The sequence below is a fragment of the Akkermansia sp. NBRC 115031 genome (genome assembly GCF_030268505.1).
Classification (GTDB): domain Bacteria; phylum Verrucomicrobiota; class Verrucomicrobiia; order Verrucomicrobiales; family Akkermansiaceae; genus Akkermansia; species Akkermansia massiliensis.
Genome location: NZ_BSQU01000002.1, coordinates 398173 through 417294, shown reverse-complemented (window position 1 = coordinate 417294; position 19122 = coordinate 398173). Strand labels below are relative to the sequence as shown.

At 61.2% G+C, this 19122-nt stretch carries 10 protein-coding genes; 7 read left to right on the top strand and 3 right to left on the bottom strand.

Annotated elements, in window-relative coordinates; translation table 11 throughout:
* Nucleotides 1-37: 37 nt before the first annotated feature.
* From QSJ36_RS04470 to QSJ36_RS04460, 3 genes are all read right to left on the bottom strand, one after another.
* Nucleotides 38-5941 (bottom strand): autotransporter-associated beta strand repeat-containing protein, encoded by a 5904-nt coding sequence (locus tag QSJ36_RS04470; RefSeq protein ID WP_285467208.1) that lies wholly within the window; start codon nt 5939-5941, stop codon nt 38-40.
* 184 nt (nt 5942-6125) lie between these two features.
* Nucleotides 6126-6731 carry a hypothetical protein gene (locus QSJ36_RS04465; protein ID WP_285467207.1) on the bottom strand — a complete coding sequence of 202 codons (606 nt, stop codon included), beginning with the start codon at nt 6729-6731 and terminating at the stop codon, nt 6126-6128.
* A gap of 275 nt (nt 6732-7006) precedes the next feature.
* A complete protein-coding gene (locus QSJ36_RS04460) occupies nt 7007-7336 on the bottom strand; it encodes a hypothetical protein (RefSeq protein ID WP_022397624.1) in 330 nt (109 codons plus the stop codon).
* A gap of 125 nt (nt 7337-7461) precedes the next feature.
* Between QSJ36_RS04460 and QSJ36_RS04455 the strand changes: the two genes are divergently transcribed.
* The 7 genes from QSJ36_RS04455 to QSJ36_RS04425 all read left to right on the top strand — a co-directional run bounded on the left by QSJ36_RS04455 (nt 7462) and on the right by QSJ36_RS04425 (nt 19115).
* Entirely contained in the window at nt 7462-8520 is a 1059-nt protein-coding gene (locus QSJ36_RS04455) for a ribonuclease D (RefSeq protein ID WP_180971010.1), read from the top strand.
* Nucleotides 8521-8703: 183 nt separating this feature from the next.
* Nucleotides 8704-10011 (top strand): carbohydrate porin, encoded by a 1308-nt coding sequence (locus QSJ36_RS04450; protein ID WP_215443748.1) that lies wholly within the window; start codon nt 8704-8706, stop codon nt 10009-10011.
* A gap of 457 nt (nt 10012-10468) precedes the next feature.
* Nucleotides 10469-11188 carry a C4-type zinc ribbon domain-containing protein gene (locus tag QSJ36_RS04445; protein WP_146021192.1) on the top strand — a complete coding sequence of 240 codons (720 nt, stop codon included), beginning with the start codon at nt 10469-10471 and terminating at the stop codon, nt 11186-11188.
* Nucleotides 11189-11219: 31 nt separating this feature from the next.
* A complete protein-coding gene (lpxK, locus tag QSJ36_RS04440; RefSeq protein WP_102729021.1) occupies nt 11220-12425 on the top strand; it encodes a tetraacyldisaccharide 4'-kinase in 1206 nt (401 codons plus the stop codon).
* 107 nt (nt 12426-12532) lie between these two features.
* A complete protein-coding gene (locus QSJ36_RS04435) occupies nt 12533-16963 on the top strand; it encodes an insulinase family protein (protein WP_180972992.1) in 4431 nt (1476 codons plus the stop codon).
* Between the two features lie 81 nt (nt 16964-17044).
* Nucleotides 17045-17578: a hypothetical protein gene (locus tag QSJ36_RS04430; protein ID WP_102729019.1), complete on the top strand. Its 534-nt coding sequence runs from the start codon at nt 17045-17047 to the stop codon at nt 17576-17578.
* Between the two features lie 34 nt (nt 17579-17612).
* Nucleotides 17613-19115 (top strand): flotillin family protein, encoded by a 1503-nt coding sequence (locus tag QSJ36_RS04425; RefSeq protein WP_102736969.1) that lies wholly within the window; start codon nt 17613-17615, stop codon nt 19113-19115.
* Nucleotides 19116-19122: the final 7 nt, after the last annotated feature.

Below are 19122 nucleotides of genomic sequence, written 5' to 3'. Positions count from 1 at the left end.
GATTCATGCGCGCGGCGCCGGAATGTTTTTCAGGAGTTCAGCTCCTGCGGCGGCGCAGCAGCAGCGCGCCCAGGCCCAGCAAGGCCACGGAGGCCGTGCCGGGTTCGGGAACCGTGCGCACCAGCGTCACCACGCCGTCGCGCATCCAGGAGTCCCCGTTTGCCAGGATGAAGCCGGCGTTTTTCAGGGCGGCGTCATAAAGGACGGAGGCCAGGGAGTAATCCCCGCTGAAGGCATTGGTGAGGGAGCCGTCATACAGCACAAAGTTGATGGTGCTCACACGGGCTTCCACCAGTTTTTCAATCAGGCTGCCGGAGCACTCCGTCAGCAGCAGGTTCACGCCGCCGGAGAAGTCCACGGAGGCCTGCCCGGCCCCGGTAATCAGCGCATTGGTCGTCCACGCATCGGGAGCTGTCATGGAAAAGTTGCCGTCCGCATAGCTGATGTTCAGGTTCGGCACGGCATCCGTTGTGGAAACGCCAGTGACGGCCAGGGAGGAAAACGCGCCCAGCCTGATGCCGGAATCCGCCGCATGAATGAGCATGTCCGTCACGCGGGCCTCCTGCCCTGCGGCCACCTCCAGCACGGAGCCGGAGAATTCCGTATGGGCCAGCGCCGCTCCCGTCCTGACGTTCACGTTGACGCCGTTGAACAGGGCGCGGGCCGCGGAGCCTGCTCCCTGCACGATTCCCGTTCCGGCGGAAGAACCTAGAAAAGCCCGCTCCACCGTGGAGGAGGCGGCCCCGGTGCGGGCCGTCACCGCCACGGAAATATCGGAGAGGGAGGAAGAATTCAGCGTATTGACGGAGGCTCCCGCTCCCGCCAGCTTCACGGAAGCGGCGTAGGAAACCGTTCCGGCCTTCACGTCCAGGCGGGAAGCCGCTCCCTGGAGTTCGACTCCGGCTTTCGTATTGAGCGCGCCCGCATGCGCCAGCTCCAGCGCGGCATGGTCCGTTACCTGGTAGACCCCGTCCCAGGTGTTGGCCGCGCCCAGCACCACGCGGCCGTTTTTGCCCGCATTGCCGTTCTTGACGATGATGATCCCGGAGGCGCCGCCGGGCTTGACGGTTCCGTTGAGCGTCATGACATGGCTGTTTCCGGAGGCCGTCATGGAGTCCGGATCGTAACCCGTCGTATCCAGCACAAAGGCCTTCCCTCCGGCGTTCACCACCATTTCATTCTCATTGCTCCAGTCCGCGTCCAGCATGCCCAGCACGCCTCCGCCGTTCAGAAGAATCGTATTGCCGGTTTTCTGAACTCCGTCTTCCGTGTAGGGAGTCCCGGTCAGGGAACCAAAGCCGGAGCCCAGGCGCAGAACGCCGCCGTCGTTGACCTGCACGTCATAATCGTACAGCCCCTGCCATTCGTCATGGCCCACCACCAGGTTGCCATCCTGCGCCACGCTCAATTCCCCGGCCAGCAGAAGAGTGTTTACCACCTTGAGGGAACCCGCGTCAATTTGCAGGGAAGCCAGGCGCGCATTCCCCACCGTCTGGGAAAAGATGCCCGTCTTCACCAGGCTGATGTAGCCGGAATCATGGCTCAGGCCCGTATCATACATGTCGATGTACTGCCCAAAGCCCACATTGCCGCAATAAATCCGGTCCTGCGTCCCCACCGCCAGGAAAAGGGTGGTGGAGGAATCGCGCCCCGCGCTGGCTTCCGTGGTCACAAAGGAAGCCTCATCCTGCCCCATGATGCCGGCCAGGGTGATGTGATGGACGTCCTCCACGGAATCAAGATGCAGTATCGTGCTCTGTACACCATTCAGGCTTAAATCAAAACCGGCTTCTTCCCACGTGTTCCGGTCCAGACAGGCCTGCACCGTTCCCTGGCCGTTCTGCGTCCCGCTCATGCTGATCTTTCCATGGAATTTGGAGCCGTCATCCAGCTGGAAAACGGTCTGGCCGCTGCCGTTGGCATGCTGCAGGACAAGGTTGGCGGTGGAATCCCCCCGGACCGTGGAAATGACGCCACCGATCACCCTGTCCGTATGGGACACCGTCACCACGGAATCCTCCGCCACCGTCAGCAGGTTATTCAGCAGAGCCACCTTCTGGATAAAGCCCCCGCTCTGGTAGTCCAGCGCCAGGGAGGTGCCGTCAAACATCCGGATTTCCCCGGTCCCCAGGGCTCCGGCATCCCTCATGACTACCCTGCCGCCGTTGATTTCCGTTCCGCCGGAATACGTGTTGGCCGTCTCCATCACCAGGGTTCCGGCTCCGTCCTTGGTCAGAATGGTTTTCCAGTTGCTGGTTTCATAGTCATCCGGAAGCTCCCCGTCCGCAATCAGGCCCCCGTCCGCATGGGCGCGGAAGATGTAGTTGACGTCATCCTTCACGCGGATGGAGGCGGGGCGCACTTCCCCCCTGATGAGCACCACGTTGTAATCCTTTCCTTCCTCCCTTTCCACCATTCCTGTTTTCCCGGCTCCTTCCGCGCCGAAGGCCACATGGTAGGTATCCCGGTAAAAGCCGTTAAGGCCCAGATTTTTGTCCAGGCCCTCCAGCCAGTGGTTGCGGTCGGTCCCCTCCCCTTCGGGCAATTCATTGGCAAACCAGACGTTGTCCGTGGCGGCCACGTATTCCCCCTCGCTCCGGTTTTCCCCGTTGTACCAGGTGCGGATGGGCGTATTGGTCACCGTCATGACCAGGTTCATGTTGTCCCCGGAAACCTTGATGATGCCGAACCACCCGTTCCCGATGGAAATCGTGCGGGTTTGAAAGCCGCCCAGCGCCCCGTCCACGTAAATGCCGCTTTCCGTCGTCGCCAGGTAGTATTTTTTGTCAACCGTGTCCGCTTCTCCAAAATCGTATCCCCCGAAACGCACCAGAATATCGCCGTTCAGGTTCAACCTGCCGGAATCAGCGATGTCCTCCAGCCCCTTGACGGCCAGCAGGGGATGCTCCTGCAGCTCGGAGGGCAGGATGGAGCAGTCAAAATACAGGAAGGAGGAATCAGATACCGTCACGGAACCGTTCACCACCGCCGTTTCAGGAACCGCAACGGCCCCTGCCCCCGTACCGGCGTTTACGGTCCTGTCCGTCACGATGTGGAGCGCATAACCGGGATTGATGGTCATGCCTCCCCCCGCTGCGCCCCACTCCTGCGCCGTGCCGTCGGAGGCGATGCCCCGCGTCACTCCCAGATTCAAGTTGGTTCCTCCGTACAGGACGGCGCTCGTTTTCACGTTGAGGCTGTTGAAGCCCAGCGTCCCCTCCTGGAGCACCAGGCGGTTGACCGCGGCCGTATGGATGTACTGTGCTCCCGTGCCCGTCTTGGTCAGGGAAAGGGTTTCCCTGCTTGCGGCCGTCACCTTGCCGGAGGTAGCGGAACCATACGTGGATGCCGTCCCGAAGACACCGGCAAAATACAGTTTTTCCGTACCATCCACATCCAGCGTCAGCGTACTGTTGGAGTTGGTCAGCACGCGCAGCGTATCCACTTCGCTCCCCACGGTGCAAGTCTTGCCGTAATACTCGCTGTCCTGCGTTTTCCCGATCAAATCCCCTTGCAGCCCCGCCAGAACGGCATCCTTCTGCACCAGCAGGATGTGGTAAAGGTCCATGCGTTCCTTTCCTTCAAAAACGGTGCCGTTGTCCGCCGCGTTCACGGTATGGGCGCGGGTCAGGTCCACCTTGGCGTTCCGCAGCGCATCGTCTTCCACGATGAGCTGTACGGCGCCGGGCTTCCGGATGGCCAGGATGTCGTTGTTGGCATCCGCATTGGCGGGGGAGTCCGCCTCGGAATACAGAATGTAGTTGTCCAGCTTGACCGTGCCGGTGAAATTGGACTTTTCCCCCGGGGCCAGGCTTTCATCGCAGATGTGGAACATGCTTACCCACTTGTCCTGGCCGCCCGCCGTCGTGGAGGTATAGCCCATCAGCGTCAGTTCCCCATAGCCGTCCAGCCTGCCGGTCAGGGACAGCGTGCGCCAGTGGCGGGAAGTTAGGTAATCCCACTGGTAGCCGGAGGAACCTGCGCCGGGCAGGTCTTCCTTCTCCGCCAGGGAAAGGGGGGAGTAGCCGATGACCACCTTCGCCGTGTCCTTGGAGGACGTCCCGATCCGGATGTTGTTGGCAATGGAGGGGTTGCGGTAAGAGGAATCCAGCTCCGTGGCAAAGGGGTAGTTGACATACAGCTCCGTTCCGTCCGCCATGCGGATGTCCCCGGCGCCCAGGGCTCCTTCACGGGCGGCCAGAATACTGCCCTCACGGATTTCCGTTCCGCCGGAAAAAGTATTGCCGGTAGCCAGGGTAAGCATGCCTGCGCCCTCCTTGACCAGCTCGCCCGCGTGGTCCGGTCCGGCGTCCGCAATGCTGCCTGCGCCGCCGTCCGCGGCGTGGAAGACATAGCCCATGCCGCCGTTCGCCTCCTTGTCCACGGAGACCGTCAGGCTGGAGACGCGCACCGTTCCGTCAAGGATGACGTCAAAGCCGTCCACGGCGTGACCGGATAAATCCTGCATGCCGAAGAAGACTTCACGCTCCCCGTTGCGGAACGTCAGGCCGCCTTCCCACGGGCTGGCGCCCGCCGCCCCGTCGGACCACACGCTGCCGTCCGGAACCTTGGACCCGTTCCCCTGCCAGACGTAGTAATTGAACTTGTCCGCGTCAAAATAGGTGCCTTCCAGGGAAGTGGAATCCAGCCCGGTTACGAGCATCTGCCATTGGCCGCCCCCCTGCACATTCAGGGTCAGTCCGCTGTAAACGTCCAGCTCCCGGTAAATCCAGCTGCCGTCGGCATCCCTGCCCGTGGCGTACCTGACCTTTTCCCGCTGCACGGCGTCCGCAAAGGACAGGGTGTTCCCCTCCGTCACGGAAACCAGCTTGCGGGATTCTCCGGATTGAATGCCGGAGCCAGGCATGATTACCGTCAGCAGGCTGCCCTCCGCAAATTGCACGGAAGAATCCAGTTGAAACGTTCCGTCCACATCCAGAACCAGCCCCTTGTTGAAGACAAGCGTTCCGGCGGACCGCCAGTTCATTCCCCCCAGCCGGGAAGCCGCTTCATGGTAATCCAGCGCGAGGGTGGCCCCTGCCGCAATGTCCAGCAAGCCGCCGGAGGAAGTGGAAAAGGAATTCCCTACGGTCAGGGCCCCATCCGCCCCCAGGCGGAAAACGCCGCCCTGAATGTCCAGACTGCCCAGCCGGCCAGAATAAACGGTTTGCTCCCCGCTTCCCTTCTTGACCAGATTGATGACTCCGGTGCCGTCCGCCTCCACAAGCTGGGTATTCTTGTAGCTCTCATTCTTCTCCGTCCCCACGTAGTAGCCGCCGTCCGCGCCCGCGGCGCCGATCATTCCCTTGAATTCATGGTTCTCCGCACCGTCAATGGTCAGGGTAGCGGCAGTCCCATTGCCCACCGTCACGCGGGAGGAGGAACCGGCCGTGGCCCCTTCCAGGCCGGAGATGGTCAAATCCCCCTCCAGCTTCAGAATCACCATGGAGGGAGTCCCTGCACTGCCCGTCAGCCAGCCTCCCAGCCCGGCGGGGTCCTTGCCGCCCTGGCGGATCACGGACAGGTCCATGACCGTGGCGTTCATATTCCCCGCCGCCTGAAGCTGGACGGGCGTATTATACCCTTCTGAGGAGAGGCTGGAACGCGGCGCCGCCGCCTGGACCACGCCGCTGAAACCGCTCATGTCCGCGCCCGTCAGGTCAAAAATGCTTACCCGGCTGCGGCTGGTGTTCTCAAACACCAGCGTCCCCGTACCGGAAACGGTACCCTCTAAAAAAGCCGTGCGCGCCGTAGAGCTCGTGAAGCCCAGATACACCTTGGAGCCGGGGCCGCCGTCCATCCGGATATTCAGGCCGTAATGCTTTTCCTTGTTGCCGCCGTCACTGACATTGACGCTGTCCAGGAAAATATCTCCGGAACCTTCCATCCGCACCGTTCCGTCAAATCCTTCCTCCAGGGCAACGCTTCCACCTCCGGTCACGGTGATGTCCTGCCCCGCGCGCGGGACCGCGGCAAGGCTGCCGGGGCCGGAAACCGCAACGGCGTTCTCCGCAAGATGCAGCCCGGATTCCGGCTTCTCCCGGTCCCCATGGCTTTCCGCCTGTCCGTCCTCCTCCCTTGCCTCTTCCTCCCCGTCTGAAGAACCGGAATTTTCCTTCAGCGAGTCAGAAAGAAGGGGGGGGGGGGGGGGGGGGGGGGGTAGGACGGCTTACCTTGAAAGAGTTATAACTCTTGGAGCGGTTATTTCCCGATACCAGGGCATTTGCCAGCACGCCGTGCACCAGTTTCACCTGCGCATCTTCGTGGCTCTGGAACGTGTATTCCTGGTCCATGTGGGAGACGGCCACCTTCTTCCGGTAAAGTTCGGCTGGCCTGCTCTTCCGCTTGAGGCTCCACTTACCTTCCGGATTCAGCGGGAAAGCGGGACTGACCAGGGCCAGACGCTCCGGTTCCGTTTTTCCGGCATTTCCGGATACCGGCTCCACGGCGGCGCTCACCATTTTTCCATGGCTGTTTTCAAAATAGAACGCGCCGGAGTCTTCCCGGAGCCCGTTCTTTCCGGCTGCATACCGCACCAGCAAACCGCCTCCCTGCTCCAGTTTTTCATAATCCGCCAGGTTCAGCAGGTATTCATTGTCATCCAGAACCACCGCGCCGTCCTCCGCCAGCGGAACTTTTTCTCCGGACCACGGCTTGCCCTCGGCCAGGGACGCTCCCGCACACATCCCCAGAACACCGACGAAACAGGTAATAAAAGCAATATTCATCATGATGACGGATAAAAAGGAGCGCGGCGTATACACCCTGGTTTTCTGGCTGTCAAATGGAATGTCTGTTTTTTTCCATCCCGCTGGAACACAATACCATACCCGGGACGATCTGCCCATCTCCCGTAAAAACGGGAAAAAACGGGGCATCAGGACGCTTCATAAAAACCGCCAGCCTTGTAAAAAAATTCCCTGCCGCAGCCCGGTTTCCCCCGGAAGCGCGAAACAAGAAACGGAAAAGGGAATGCGTGCCTCCGCGGCGGAAAAGAGGCCCGGAATCAGGCCATCATGTCCATGTTCGGATCCTTCCAGGCCGGGTCATACCCCTTGGCATAGCTGAACACATGCTTGTGCATGTATTCAAAATACTGCTCCTTCTGCATGGGGGTAAGCCGCTCCCAGATGGCCACGTTCAAGGCGCGGCACACCTTCTGCATCATTTTCAAGGTAAGCTGGCGTCCCTGCCGGGCCTTTTGAACCTGCTTGTGGGTAAGCTGTTCCGGGGAAATCTCCACCAGGTCGTGGTTGGTCAGATGCCAGCGCTTCATCAATTCGTCCAAAGGCTGTTCTCCGTGGTTGCGTCCGGTTTCTGTAGCTTCCTCTTCCATGCGCCTTTCTTCGTGCCCTATTTCCGGGAAATAGGCAATACATGATTGCCCCATCAGCACTTTTTTTGCATTTCCAGTTGCCCGGCGTGCTGATACATGGTTCAATCCCGCTCTGTTGCAATAAGATGATTAGCGAGAAAGAGGAATTACTGGAATGGCGCAAGCGCGCCACCGCACAGCCCACGGGACGGGTAGTCCTGGACCTGGAGGCAGACAGCCTGCACCGCTATCAGGAAAAGATCTGCCTGATCCAGTACGCGGATGAAACGGGCTCCTGCCTGATCGACCCTCTCTCCATTGAAGACATGGGGCCGTTTTACAACTGGCTGAAGGAAACGGAAGTCTGGATGCACGGGGCGGATTATGACATGAGCCTCTTCCAGAACGCCTGGGAAACGCTGCCCGCCATGATCTGGGATACCCAGACGGCGGCGCGCCTGCTGGGCTTCCGCCAGTTCGGGCTGGCCGCCCTGGTGGAACATTTCCACGGCGTAGCCCTGAGCAAGTCCTCCCAAAAGGCGGACTGGGCGCGGCGCCCCCTTTCCCCGACCATGGTCACCTATGCCCTGAACGACGTGAATTACATGCTGGACATGGCGGACAAACTGACGGCCGCCCTCCGGGAAAAAGGACGCATGGGCTGGTTTGAAGAGATTTGCAGGCACTCCATGGACCGAGCCCGGGAACGCCATCTGGCCGGCCATCAGGACCCCTGGCGCATCCAAGGCTGCGGCAAGCTGAACAGGAAAGGGCTGGCCGCCCTCCGGGAACTGTGGACATGGCGCGATGCGGAGGCTAAAGCGTGGGACAAGCCCGCGTTCATGGTCTGCTCCAACGCGGACCTCATCCAGTGGAGCCTGGCCCTTCAGGAACAGCGCACCGTGACTCCTCCGCCCCGCTTCCACTCCCACAGGCGCAGCCGGTTCATGGACGCCCTCCAGAAATTTTACCTGCTGGATGAAGACGACTATCCCTGCCGCCCGCGCATCCAGCGCCGCCAGCATTCCGACCAGTTTGAGGCCAATCTGGCGCGCCTGTGCAAGCTCAGGGATGAAAAGGCTGAAGAACTGGGCATGGAAGGCTCCTTCCTGATTACCCGGGCCTCCCTGGAAGCCATTGCGGAAGACAGGGAAAAAGGCGTCTCCACCCTGCTGAACTGGCAGAAGGAAGCCCTGGGCTTTTAACCGGCCCCGTCTTTCCGGCGCGCTTCCGGCATTTCCCCCTGAACCGGACCTTCCACGTCAGAAATGCCCCGCCGGCTGCGTCATGACTCAACGGGGGTGATTTGCCGCTTTTCCTCCTCCTGCCCCATCCCTTAGGATAGGGCCCCTCCGCCCCCTGCACCGCTTACCTATTCACCTGACAACATGTACCGTCCCCTCATCATCCTCGGCCTTCTGGGAGCCTTCGCCGCCCAGGGCAGGCAGGCAGGAACCGAAATGCTCCGCCCGGACCAGCCGGAACCTCCGGCCCACCTGCTGGCGGACATCAATTTGCTGGGCGGGGATTACGGGGACGAGACGGCCCCCATCCCCAACGATTCCCTTACGCAGGCCCTGACCGGCCTCCACTCCAAAGCGCACCGCGCCGGACTGGAATTCCTGGTGGAAAACGCCTTTTCCTACAACTCCATCCACCACCCGGCTCCGGACAAGCCCGGCACCCAGCTCTGGTACCTGCTGCACGCCCACGCCAATTACCGCCTCATCCAGGCGCCCAGCAACCGGGAAACGTGGCTGAAACTGGAGCTTTCAGGCTCCACTGCGCTGACCGGAAAGACGTGGAGGGGCGGCAACATGAATGACGCCATCGGCCTGACGGGAGACACGCATACGGACATCTTCGGGGAAAGAATCTTCTTCCTGCCGGAAATAGCGCTCCTGCAAACCTTCAACCGGGGAAAAAGCGCCATAATCGCGGGCGTGGTGAACCAGACGAATTATTTTGACACCAACAGCTACGCCAATTCCTCCTTCGGCCAGTTCTGCGCCTCCCCCTTCGTCAACAACCAGGTGATTCCCATGGCGGATTCCAACCTGGGCGTCATCTTCCAGCACCAGTTCCATGAGCAGTGGTACGCCATGCTGGGCGGCAACTTCACCAGCTGCCCCCAGAACGCCTCCCCGCTGAAACACACGGACGGCAAGAATTTCAACGTCCTGGCGGAACTGGCGTGGGTGCATGATTCCGGGGCCGTCAAGCTCACCCCCTTCATGGCCCGCATCAACGAACTGCCGGACGGGGAGGAAAGGAAGAACCTCCACACCGTGGCCGGGATCGCCCTGAACGTGGAGCAGCAGCTTGGCGGCAGCCCGTGGAAGGCCTTCTGCCGCGCGGGCTGGAGCGATTCCACGCGGGACAACTTCTGCGGCGCCGCCGTCCAATGGTCCGGCGGCTTCGTTTGCAGCCAGCCTCTCCAGCACCTGGGCGTCTGCGAGGAGGGGGAAGCCAACCAGTTCGGCATTGCCCTGGCCGTGACCCGCCCGGACGACGGGAGCATGGCGGAAGGCCGTTCCAGAAGCAAAAAGGAAGTGGTGATGGAATGCCACTATAACATTTCCGTGACTCCCTGGTTCCTGATCCAGCCCTCCCTGCTGTGGATTTCCAACCCCGCGGGCCGGGACGACACCGGAAACGCCAGCGTCTTCCGGCTCCAAACCATCCTGACGTTTTAAGAGCCGCCGAAACCGCCGCGGAAGGCTTCCGCCCCCATGGCGGCACGGCAGACTCTCTTTTCCCCGTTGTTGATTTACCTGGAACAGGGGAGCGTCTTTCTCTACAATGCACGGCTAGTCTCTCCCGTCATGCCCTCCAACCGCCATTCATACACGGTCCTGGCAGCCGCCTGCGCCTGCGTGCTTGCCGTGTGCGCCTTCCTTTTCTGGCAGAACCGGCAGAAGAAAAACAAACTGGCGCGGCAGTACGCGGAACTTTCCATGCCGCCGCCCGCACAGGGCGGCACTCCGGCGCAGCAGAAGGCCCTGCTTGAAATACTCAGCGGGAAACGGGAGGCCGTTTCTCAGGAAAACCTCCTTTTCCCCGAAACACGGGACGCCGCTCCCCTGCACCGTAAAAAGACGGAAGGGCCGCCGCCCCGGAGCCGAGAAAAAATCTTTTCCACCCCGCCGGGGCATGCTAGGGTGGCAGGCGATGAATCATGCCGATTTAGACCAGTTGCTGATCCTTCAGGAAAAGGACGTGCGGATCTCCAAACTCCGGAAGGAGCTGGCCTCTCTGCCGGAACAGAGAACGCGCCTCCTGCGCCAGATGGAGGCCATCAAGCAGAAGGCCCTGGCCGCCAAGCAGGAAGTCGCGAGCGTTGAGAAGAGCATACGGGACGTGGAAGCCGCCGTTGAAACCAAGCGCGCCTACGTCGGCAAGATGAAAACCCTCCAGTCCAACACCCGGAAAAACGAGGAATACCAGATGTGCATTCAGGAGGTGGAGAAGACGGAAGCCGCCATTGACGCCCTGGAAACCTCCGAGCTGGAGCTGATGGAACGTCTGGAAGCCGCGAAAACGGATATGGAGCAGAAAATCCGGCGCGCGCGGGACGCCCAGCGCGAGATGGAGGAAACGCTGGCCCGCTTTGACCGGACGGCGGAAACGGACAAGGAGCTTCTGGACCACTTGAATGCGGAACGCGCGGACCTGGCCGCCGCCGTTCCGGAGGATTCCCTGGGGGAATACGAACGGATGACCAAAAGCAAGGGAGTCCCGGTCATTGTGCCGATGGATGAAAAAGGCCACTGCGGCGGCTGCCACATGGTCATTACGGACAACGCCCGCATGAAGGTGCTGGGCGGCCACGAAACCGTTTACTGCGACAGCTGCCACCGCATCCTCCACTGACGGAGTTTCCAGGCGCGCCGCCGGGCTTATCATGAAATCCAGATCGGAAGAGTTTGAAGAGTGGGGGACGGAAGTCATCTTCGGCCGGGCCAAGGGGTTCCGCGCCTCCATGATGCGCATGGTCCTGCGCGGGGCTTCCTGGCTGTTCAGGCTGGTGGTGCTGGCGCGGCTGTACCTGTTCCACTCCAGCATCGCGAAGCAGGCCAGGCTGGGAACGCTGGTGGTCAGCGTGGGGAACATCACCGTGGGGGGCACCGGAAAGACTCCGGTGGTGGAACTGCTGGCCCGCACCCTCACCCAGCGCGGCCGCAAGGTAGCCATCCTGACCCGCGGCTACAAGAGCGCGGACCTGGACAAGCCCCAGGAGTGGAAGGACAAGGACGGCCGCCAGCCGGAAAACCTGCCCAAGATCGCCAGCGACGGGGAAACGCGCTACCTGGGCCCCCTGCATTCCGGAGACGAACCCTTCATGCTTGCCAAGAACCTGGACGGCGTGGCGGTTCTGGTGGACAAGAACCGCATCAAGTCCGGCATCTTCGCCATTGAACACCTGGGGTGCGACACCCTGCTGCTGGACGACGGCATGCAATACCTGAAACTGGCTCATGAACTGGACATCGTGCTGGTGGACTGCGGCGCGCCCTTCGGCACCGGGGCCATGCTCCCGCGCGGCACCCTGCGGGAGCCCAGGGGCAGCCTGGCGCGCGCCAGCTACATCGTTCTGACCAAATGCGGCGGCAAGCCCCAGGATGATCTGATCGCCGCCATCAGGAAGTACAATCCCGTGGCGGACATCATCGTGAGCGACCACGGCCCCCGGTACCTAGAAAACGTGTTCACGGGGGAACGGCTTCCCCTGGAGGCCCTCCAGGGGAAATGGGTGGCGTGCCTCAGCGGCATCGCGCGCCCGGAAAGCTTTGAAGATTCCCTGCGCTCCCTGGGCGCCCACGTGGAAATCTGCCGCAGGTTCCCGGACCACCACTGGTTTGAACAAGCGGAATTGCAGGAGTTCTACGACCGCTGCGCGGACCGGGCCATGGACATGATCGTGACCACGGAGAAGGACGCCGTGCGGCTGGAAAAACCGGAGGAAGACCCGGAGGTTCCCATTTACTTCCTGCGCATTGAGGTGGAGATCTACCAGGGCCGGGAGGCGTGGGAGCGCTGCGTGGACCGCATCTGCGGAATTTCAGAGCCGCGCCCGCGGGATGAATGGATGCCTTCCTCATCCTTTTGATATGGCTTCCGTTTCCGGAGGTTCTCCGGAAATTCACCTCTTTTATGCAGAGAAGGCCGCTTGACTTGCCCGGAAAATCGTGTGAAACAAGAGGGCAGTATTTTTCCATGAAGGCATTTACCATCACCTCCATTCTGGCTGCCGCGTGCCTACTCCCGGCCCATTCGCTGGCCGAAGCCGCAGCAGAAAACAAGACCCAGGCCGCCGCTGTCCAACCGGCGGCAGGCATTCCCAAGCAGGATCCCCGGCTTATCAAGGGAAAGCTCCCCAACGGGCTGACCTACTTCATCCGCCCGAACGCAGAGCCCAAGGGCCGGTTCAGCATCCGCCTGCGCGTCAATACGGGTTCCCTGAATGAAACGGACGACATCCAGGGCATCTCCCACTTCCTGGAACACATGGTTTTCAACGGAAGCACGCATTTCAAGCGCGGGGAAATGATTCCCGCCATGCAGAAGGAAGGCCTGGGCCTGGGCGGGGACGCGAACGCCTACACCGCCTTTGACGAAACCGTGTACATGATGGACGTGCCCAGCATGAAGGAGTCCACCGTGAACCTGGCCTTCACCATCATGAGGGATTTTGCGGACGGCGCCCTGCTGGAGGAAAGCGCCATTGACGCGGAACGCGGCATCATCACCAGTGAATACAAGGCGCGGGATTCCGCCGGCTACCGGGTCATGAAGGAGGTCTTCTCCATCATGCTTGACGGCACCAGGATTCCCGACCGCTACCCCATCGGCACGCTGGAAGTAATCCGTACCGCGCCGCGGGAAAAATTTGTAAACTACTATCAGACCCATTACGTCCCCAGCCAGATGCAGCTCGTCATCGCCGGAGACATCACGCCGGAACAGGGCAAGGCCTGGGTGGAAAAATACTTCGGCTCCATGAAGAAGGACAATTACTCCTTCCAGACGGACCGGGGCGCGCTCAAGACGGCCACGGAAACCACCGCCCACTGGATCACCAACAAGGAGGCCACCAGCACGGAAGTCAGCGTCAACATCGCCCGTCCCTACGTGAAGAAGCCGGACACGGTCGCCAACCGCAACGAGGACATTCCCCTCAACGTGGCTTACGCCATGCTGAACCGCCGTCTGGAAAAGATGGCGAAGAATGCGGACTGCCCCTTCATTTCCGCGGAAGGCGGACGCATGGACGTGATGGAAGCGGCGCAAGTGGACGCCATCCAGACCCAGGCGGACTACAAGAACTGGAAGCCGGCCCTGACCGCCATTGAACAGGAGCTGCGCCGGGCCATCGAATTCGGCTTCAACAAGGAGGAGCTGGCGGAAGCCCGCAGCAACATCACTGCCGCCGCGGAAAACGCCATCAAGTCCTGGCCCACCGTCAAGTCGGAAGACGTGGCCTCCGCCATCGCCCAGAGCGCCGCGCAGGACAAGGTCTTCACCACGCCGCAGGAAGACTGGGCCATCTCCAGGGAAGTCGTGGAAAACCTGACGCCCGAACAATGCCAGGCCGCTCTGAAGGAAGCCTGGACCGGAGCCTTCCCCCGCGTGATCGTCACCTCCAACAAGGAAAACGCCCAGGGAAGCGCTGAAATCATGAAGACGTACCAGGACGCCCGGGCCTCCAAGGTGGAGCCCTACCAGGCGGACAGCCGGAAGGACTTCTCCTACAAATTCGGGGAACCCGGCAAGGTGACGGCCCGCGCGGAAGCCGCTGACCTGGGAGTCACCCAGCTCACCCTTTCCAACGGCGTGCGCGTCAACCTGAAGCCCACGGAGTTCGACAAGGATTCCATCAACATCACCTTTGCCGTGGACGGCGGGGAACTGAGCAGGCCGGAAAAAGCCTCCGGGCTGGAACTCTTTGCGGGCGCCGTGATGAACGGCGGCGGCTTGAAGGACCACTCCAACGACGAACTGGCCGCCATCATGGCAGGCAAGAAAGTCGGCGTGGGCTTCTCCATGACGGACCGCTCCTTCCTGCTCTCCGGAAATACCAGCAAGGAAGACCTGGAAACGCAGCTCCAGCTCCAGACGGCCTACCTGATGTACCCCGGCTACCGCCAGGACGGCGTCACCCTGCTCCGCCGCGCCATCCCCATGCTTTACAACAAGCTGAACCATGAGGTTCAGGGAGCCATGAAGATGCAGGTGCCCGCCATCCTGTACAAGAACAATCCCCGCTTCACCTTCCCCGCGCAGGAACAACTGGCTTCCTATGAGGTCAAGGACGTGCAGGACTGGGTGGACGCCCCCCTGAAGAACAATTACATGGAAGTGACCGTCACGGGGGACTTCAAGACGGAAGACATCATTCCCCTGCTGGAACGCACCGTAGGCGCGGTGCCCAAACGTGCGGACGCCCCTGCGAAGCTGGATGAAAAACTGCGCCACCCTGCCATGGCGGACTTCAACTTCTCCAAGGACCTGACCTATGATTCCTCCATTGACAAGACGCTGGTCTGCCTCTTCTGGAAAACGCCCGGCGGAGAAGACAAGAAGCTGGCCCGCAGGCTGAACATGCTCAAGGCCGTCTTCTATGACCGCGTGTTCAAGGGCCTGCGCGAAGACATGGGGGAAACCTACTCCCCCTCCACCGGGCTCAACATCAGTGAAACCTACCCGGACGACGGCTACATCATCACCCTCAGCTCCGGCGTGATGCGCAACAAGGATGCCGTGCGGAATGCGATTGCCAGGATTGCGGACGACCTCGGCAAGGGGAACGTCACCCAGGAGGAACTGGACCGCGCCCGCAACCCCATTCTCAACTCCATGGACCGCGCCCAGCGCGACAACGGCTACTGGACCTCCGTGCTGAGGGATTCCCAGGCCAAACCGGAACGGCTGGCCCAGCAGAGGGAAAGCATTCCGGACGTGAAAGCCATCACCGTGGAAGAGGTCAACAAGCTTGCCAAAGACATCTTCGGCAAGGGAGAACATCTCAACCTGAACATCCTGCCGGACCATCCGGCCGCGGAAGCTCCGCCTGCTGAAAAGCAGGCGGACAAACCCGATGCTACCCAGGCCGCCGTCTCCACGGCGGCTTTTTGCATTCACGCCACTGCCGTGAAAACCATAAAAAAAGACTCCGGCAAGAATGACTACGCCATCATCATCTCCGAGGAAACCGCCGCCATGCCGGAATGGAAGGCCGTGGCGGACAAGCTGGCTGAAAAGCACGGAGGCTCCATCGTCACCGTGAAGGACTCCATGTTCGCCAAGCTGGACACGCTCAAGAAAATGGCTCCCCGCTTCATGGCCGTGGTCGCGCGACCGGAGGAAATAGACCGGGTGCTGGTCAATGACCTGCACCGCCTGACCCGCCGCCTGGACGACGACCCGTACGGGGACTGCATCTGGGGCATCGTCACGGGCTACACCCCGCAGGACGCCATGAGGATAGCCTCTGAAACGCAGCCGCTCGTGATCAGCCGCTCCATGGGAACCACCAACGTGGACGCCTCCCGTTTCACCGACAGCATGAGCATCACGGACTGGCAGCCCTTCCAGTACCTGGAACAGCACAATTCCAAGGGCAAGGTAACGCCCGCTTTTTACGTGAAGGGCCTGAAGGAACAGGACCGCGGGGATGAAACCACGCTGGGCGTGACGCCCAAGCTCGTGGAATACTGGGAACTTTACGCTCCCCAGCTCTTCGTCACGGCCTCCCACGCCACCCAGTTCAATCTGGAAATGCCTTTCGGCAAGGGGATCATCGTCTCCGGCAACAACCGGTTCCACGTGCTGGACAAAAAGCAGTTCAAGGAATTCACCACCTTCCTGCGCGGCGCGATCTTCAACGGGAAGGAGGACGACCTGCTCTCCTTCCTTGAGAGAATCAAGGCTCCGGAGATTGAAATCAAGCCGGTTCCCGCCGTCTGGGTAGCCGCGGGGAACTGCCTGGTAGGGGACACTAAAAAAACGAAGAATTCCATGGCCGTCACCGCCCTGAGCCACTACGGCTTCAACCAGCTGGTGGGCTACACCGTCCCCTCCTGGTACGGCAAGGGCGGCTGGGGAACGCTGGGACTCCTGTTCAGCAACCATGACGCCTCCAGCCTGGCGGAAGCCTGGTACCTGAACAACCAGTTCATTCTGGACGAAACCATGACCCGCTTCCCCAAGCTCATGAACGTCAACTTTAACGCGCCGGACATCAACGGCATCAAGGACGACCCGGACTTTGCCAAGGGCATGAACTCCGCCGGCTACGGCATGGGCAAGGACCAGATGGGCCTCATCCATGACCGGGATACCGTGGCTTTTTACGGGGATCCCGCCTGGACGGCGCGCCTGGACGAATCCCGCGCTCCGTCCCCGTGGCATATTGAGTGGAACGACCCCGCGGACGCCGCCAAGGGCTTCACCGTCACGGCCAACAAGGACGCCAAGGCGCGCCTGGGCGTCTGGTTCCCCAACAGGATCACCGCCAAAAAGGCCACCGTCACCATTGGAGAAACCGCCACTCCCGTGGAGAAGGCCGGCCTGCTGACCAACGACTTCCTCCTGCTCCGGGAACTGGAGCTCAAGAAGGGGGAAAAAGCCGTGGTGGAAATGAAATAGGCCGGAATATCCGGCCGCCGTTCCTTTTTCCATAGACAAGCGGGCTCCAAACATGGATACTCCCGGCAATCAATCTACCCTATGACTGATTACTCCATTTTCTTCATCATCGCCGTGGCCGCGACTGGCGTGGGAGCGCTTCTGTTTCTCCTGTCCCTGTTCGGGCTGGGGGAACATGACCTGGACTTTGACGCGGACGCCGGCGGCGCGGACGTGGGCCTGCTGTCCATTAAATCCGGCATCGGCTTCTTCCTGGGCTTCGGCTGGGGCGGCGTGCTCGCCCAGGGCCTGGGCTGGGGAATGGCCGCCTCCCTGGCAGCGGCCTTCTTCACCGGCGTGCTGATGTTCCTGATCATCGGCATCTCCATGCGCTTCATCATGAGCCTCAAATCAGACGGCACCCTGAACTATGAAACCCTCAAGGGCATGCACGGCACCGTTTACATCAGCATTCCCGGCAGGCTTGAACGCGGCGGACAGGTGACGATCGCCCATCCCAGCCAGCTTCTGTACCTCCCCGCCGTTCAGGAAGGGGAGGAATCCCTGCCCGCAGGAACCCCGGTGGAAGTAGTCGCCGTCACGGCAGGCGTCGTCACCGTCAAACCTCTTCATTAACCAATAAACCCAACCATACACCCCATCCAATACCATGGACCAAATCATCCCTATCGCCATTCTGGTTCTCTTCATCATCCTGACGGCCTCCTGGCTGTTCAGCCGCTACCGCATGTGCCCGCCGGACAAAATCCTCATCGTCTTCGGCAAGGTGGGCACGGGCCAGCCCGCCAAATGCTACCACGGCGGTTCCACCTTCGTGCTTCCGGTCCTCCAGTCCTACAGCTACCTGGACCTGAACCCCATCAACATTGACGTGCCCCTCCAGGGCGCCCTCTCCTCCCAGAACATCCGCGTGGACGTCCCCTCCTCCTTCATCGTGGGCATCTCCACCCTGCCGGAAATCATGCAGAACGCCGCCGCACGCCTGCTGGGCCGCTCCCGGGAGGAAATCCGCAACCTGGCTGCGGAAATCATCATGGGCCAGATGCGCGTGGTGATCGCCTCCATGACCATTGAGGAAATCAACTCCGACCGCGAAAAACTCATCAAGGGCATTACGGAAGGCGTGGACGTGGAGCTGCACAAGGTGGGCCTCCACCTCATTAACGCCAATATCACGGACATTCAGGACGCCTCCGGCTACATCAGCGCCCTGGGCAAGGAAGCAGCCGCGCGCGCCATCAATGACGCCACCATCAAGGTGGCGGAAGAAACGCGCCGCGGGGAAATCGGCAAGGCGGAAGCGGAAAAGGACCAGACCGTCCAGGTGGCGAACGCCCGCGCCATTGCCATTGAGGGCCAGAACGAAGCCCAGATCAAGATTGCGGAATCCGCCGCCAAGCTGCAAGTGAAGCAGGCGGAAGCCAAGAAGCTGGCGGAAGTGGCCCAGAAGGTGCAGGAAGCCAAGACCCTGGAAGAAGCCTACGAGGCGGAAAAGGAAGCGGAAATAAAGCGCGCCGAACGCGAACGCGCCACGCAGGAGGCCAACATCCTGGTGACGGCCCGCATTGAAAAGAGCCAGCGCGAAGTGCAGGCCCAGGCCACGGCGGAAGTGCTCAAGCTGGAACAGGAAGGCAAGGCGCAGGCCCTGCTCATCCAGCGCAGGGCGGAAGCGGAAGCCATCCGGCAACTGGCGGAAGGCGAAGCCCAGGCCACCCTTCTGAAGAAAAAGGCGGAAGGGGAAGGCATGGAAATGGTGGGCCGCGGTGAAGCCGCCGCCATTGAAGCCGTTCTGGAAGGCAAGGCCCGCGGCTTCCAGCAGATCGTACAGGCGGCAGGCTCGTCCGACGCCGCTTCCAGCCTCCTGATTACCGAACAGCTCACCAAGATCGTGGAACTCCAGTCCGGCGCCATCAAGGGCCTGAAATTTGACAAGGTAGTCGTCATGGGCAACGGAGGGGATTCCTCCGTGGGCGGATTCGTGCAGAATCTGGTGAAAGACACCCTGCCTCTCCACGAGCTCGGCAAGAGCGTGGGGCTGGAACTGCCCGCCTTCCTGGGAAAATCCACGGAAGAGAAAAAGGCCCCTGCCGCAGCCGCTCCCGCAGCCGCCACCCAGGCGGCCACGACTGCAACCACCGTTAAACTGAACTGATCCGCAG

Bases quoted from the DNA above. Each gene is read 5' to 3' on its own strand.
- QSJ36_RS04465 (WP_285467207.1), bottom strand. From the start codon at position 6,731: ATGATGAATATTGCTTTTATTACCTGTTTCGTCGGTGTTCTGGGGATG.
- QSJ36_RS04460 (WP_022397624.1), bottom strand. From the start codon at position 7,336: ATGGAAGAGGAAGCTACAGAAACCGGACGCAACCACGGAGAACAGCCT.
- QSJ36_RS04455 (WP_180971010.1), top strand. From the start codon at position 7,462: ATGATTAGCGAGAAAGAGGAATTACTGGAATGGCGCAAGCGCGCCACC.
- QSJ36_RS04450 (WP_215443748.1), top strand. From the start codon at position 8,704: ATGTACCGTCCCCTCATCATCCTCGGCCTTCTGGGAGCCTTCGCCGCC.
- QSJ36_RS04445 (WP_146021192.1), top strand. From the start codon at position 10,469: ATGCTAGGGTGGCAGGCGATGAATCATGCCGATTTAGACCAGTTGCTG.
- lpxK (WP_102729021.1), top strand. From the start codon at position 11,220: ATGAAATCCAGATCGGAAGAGTTTGAAGAGTGGGGGACGGAAGTCATC.
- QSJ36_RS04435 (WP_180972992.1), top strand. From the start codon at position 12,533: ATGAAGGCATTTACCATCACCTCCATTCTGGCTGCCGCGTGCCTACTC.
- QSJ36_RS04430 (WP_102729019.1), top strand. From the start codon at position 17,045: ATGACTGATTACTCCATTTTCTTCATCATCGCCGTGGCCGCGACTGGC.
- QSJ36_RS04425 (WP_102736969.1), top strand. From the start codon at position 17,613: ATGGACCAAATCATCCCTATCGCCATTCTGGTTCTCTTCATCATCCTG.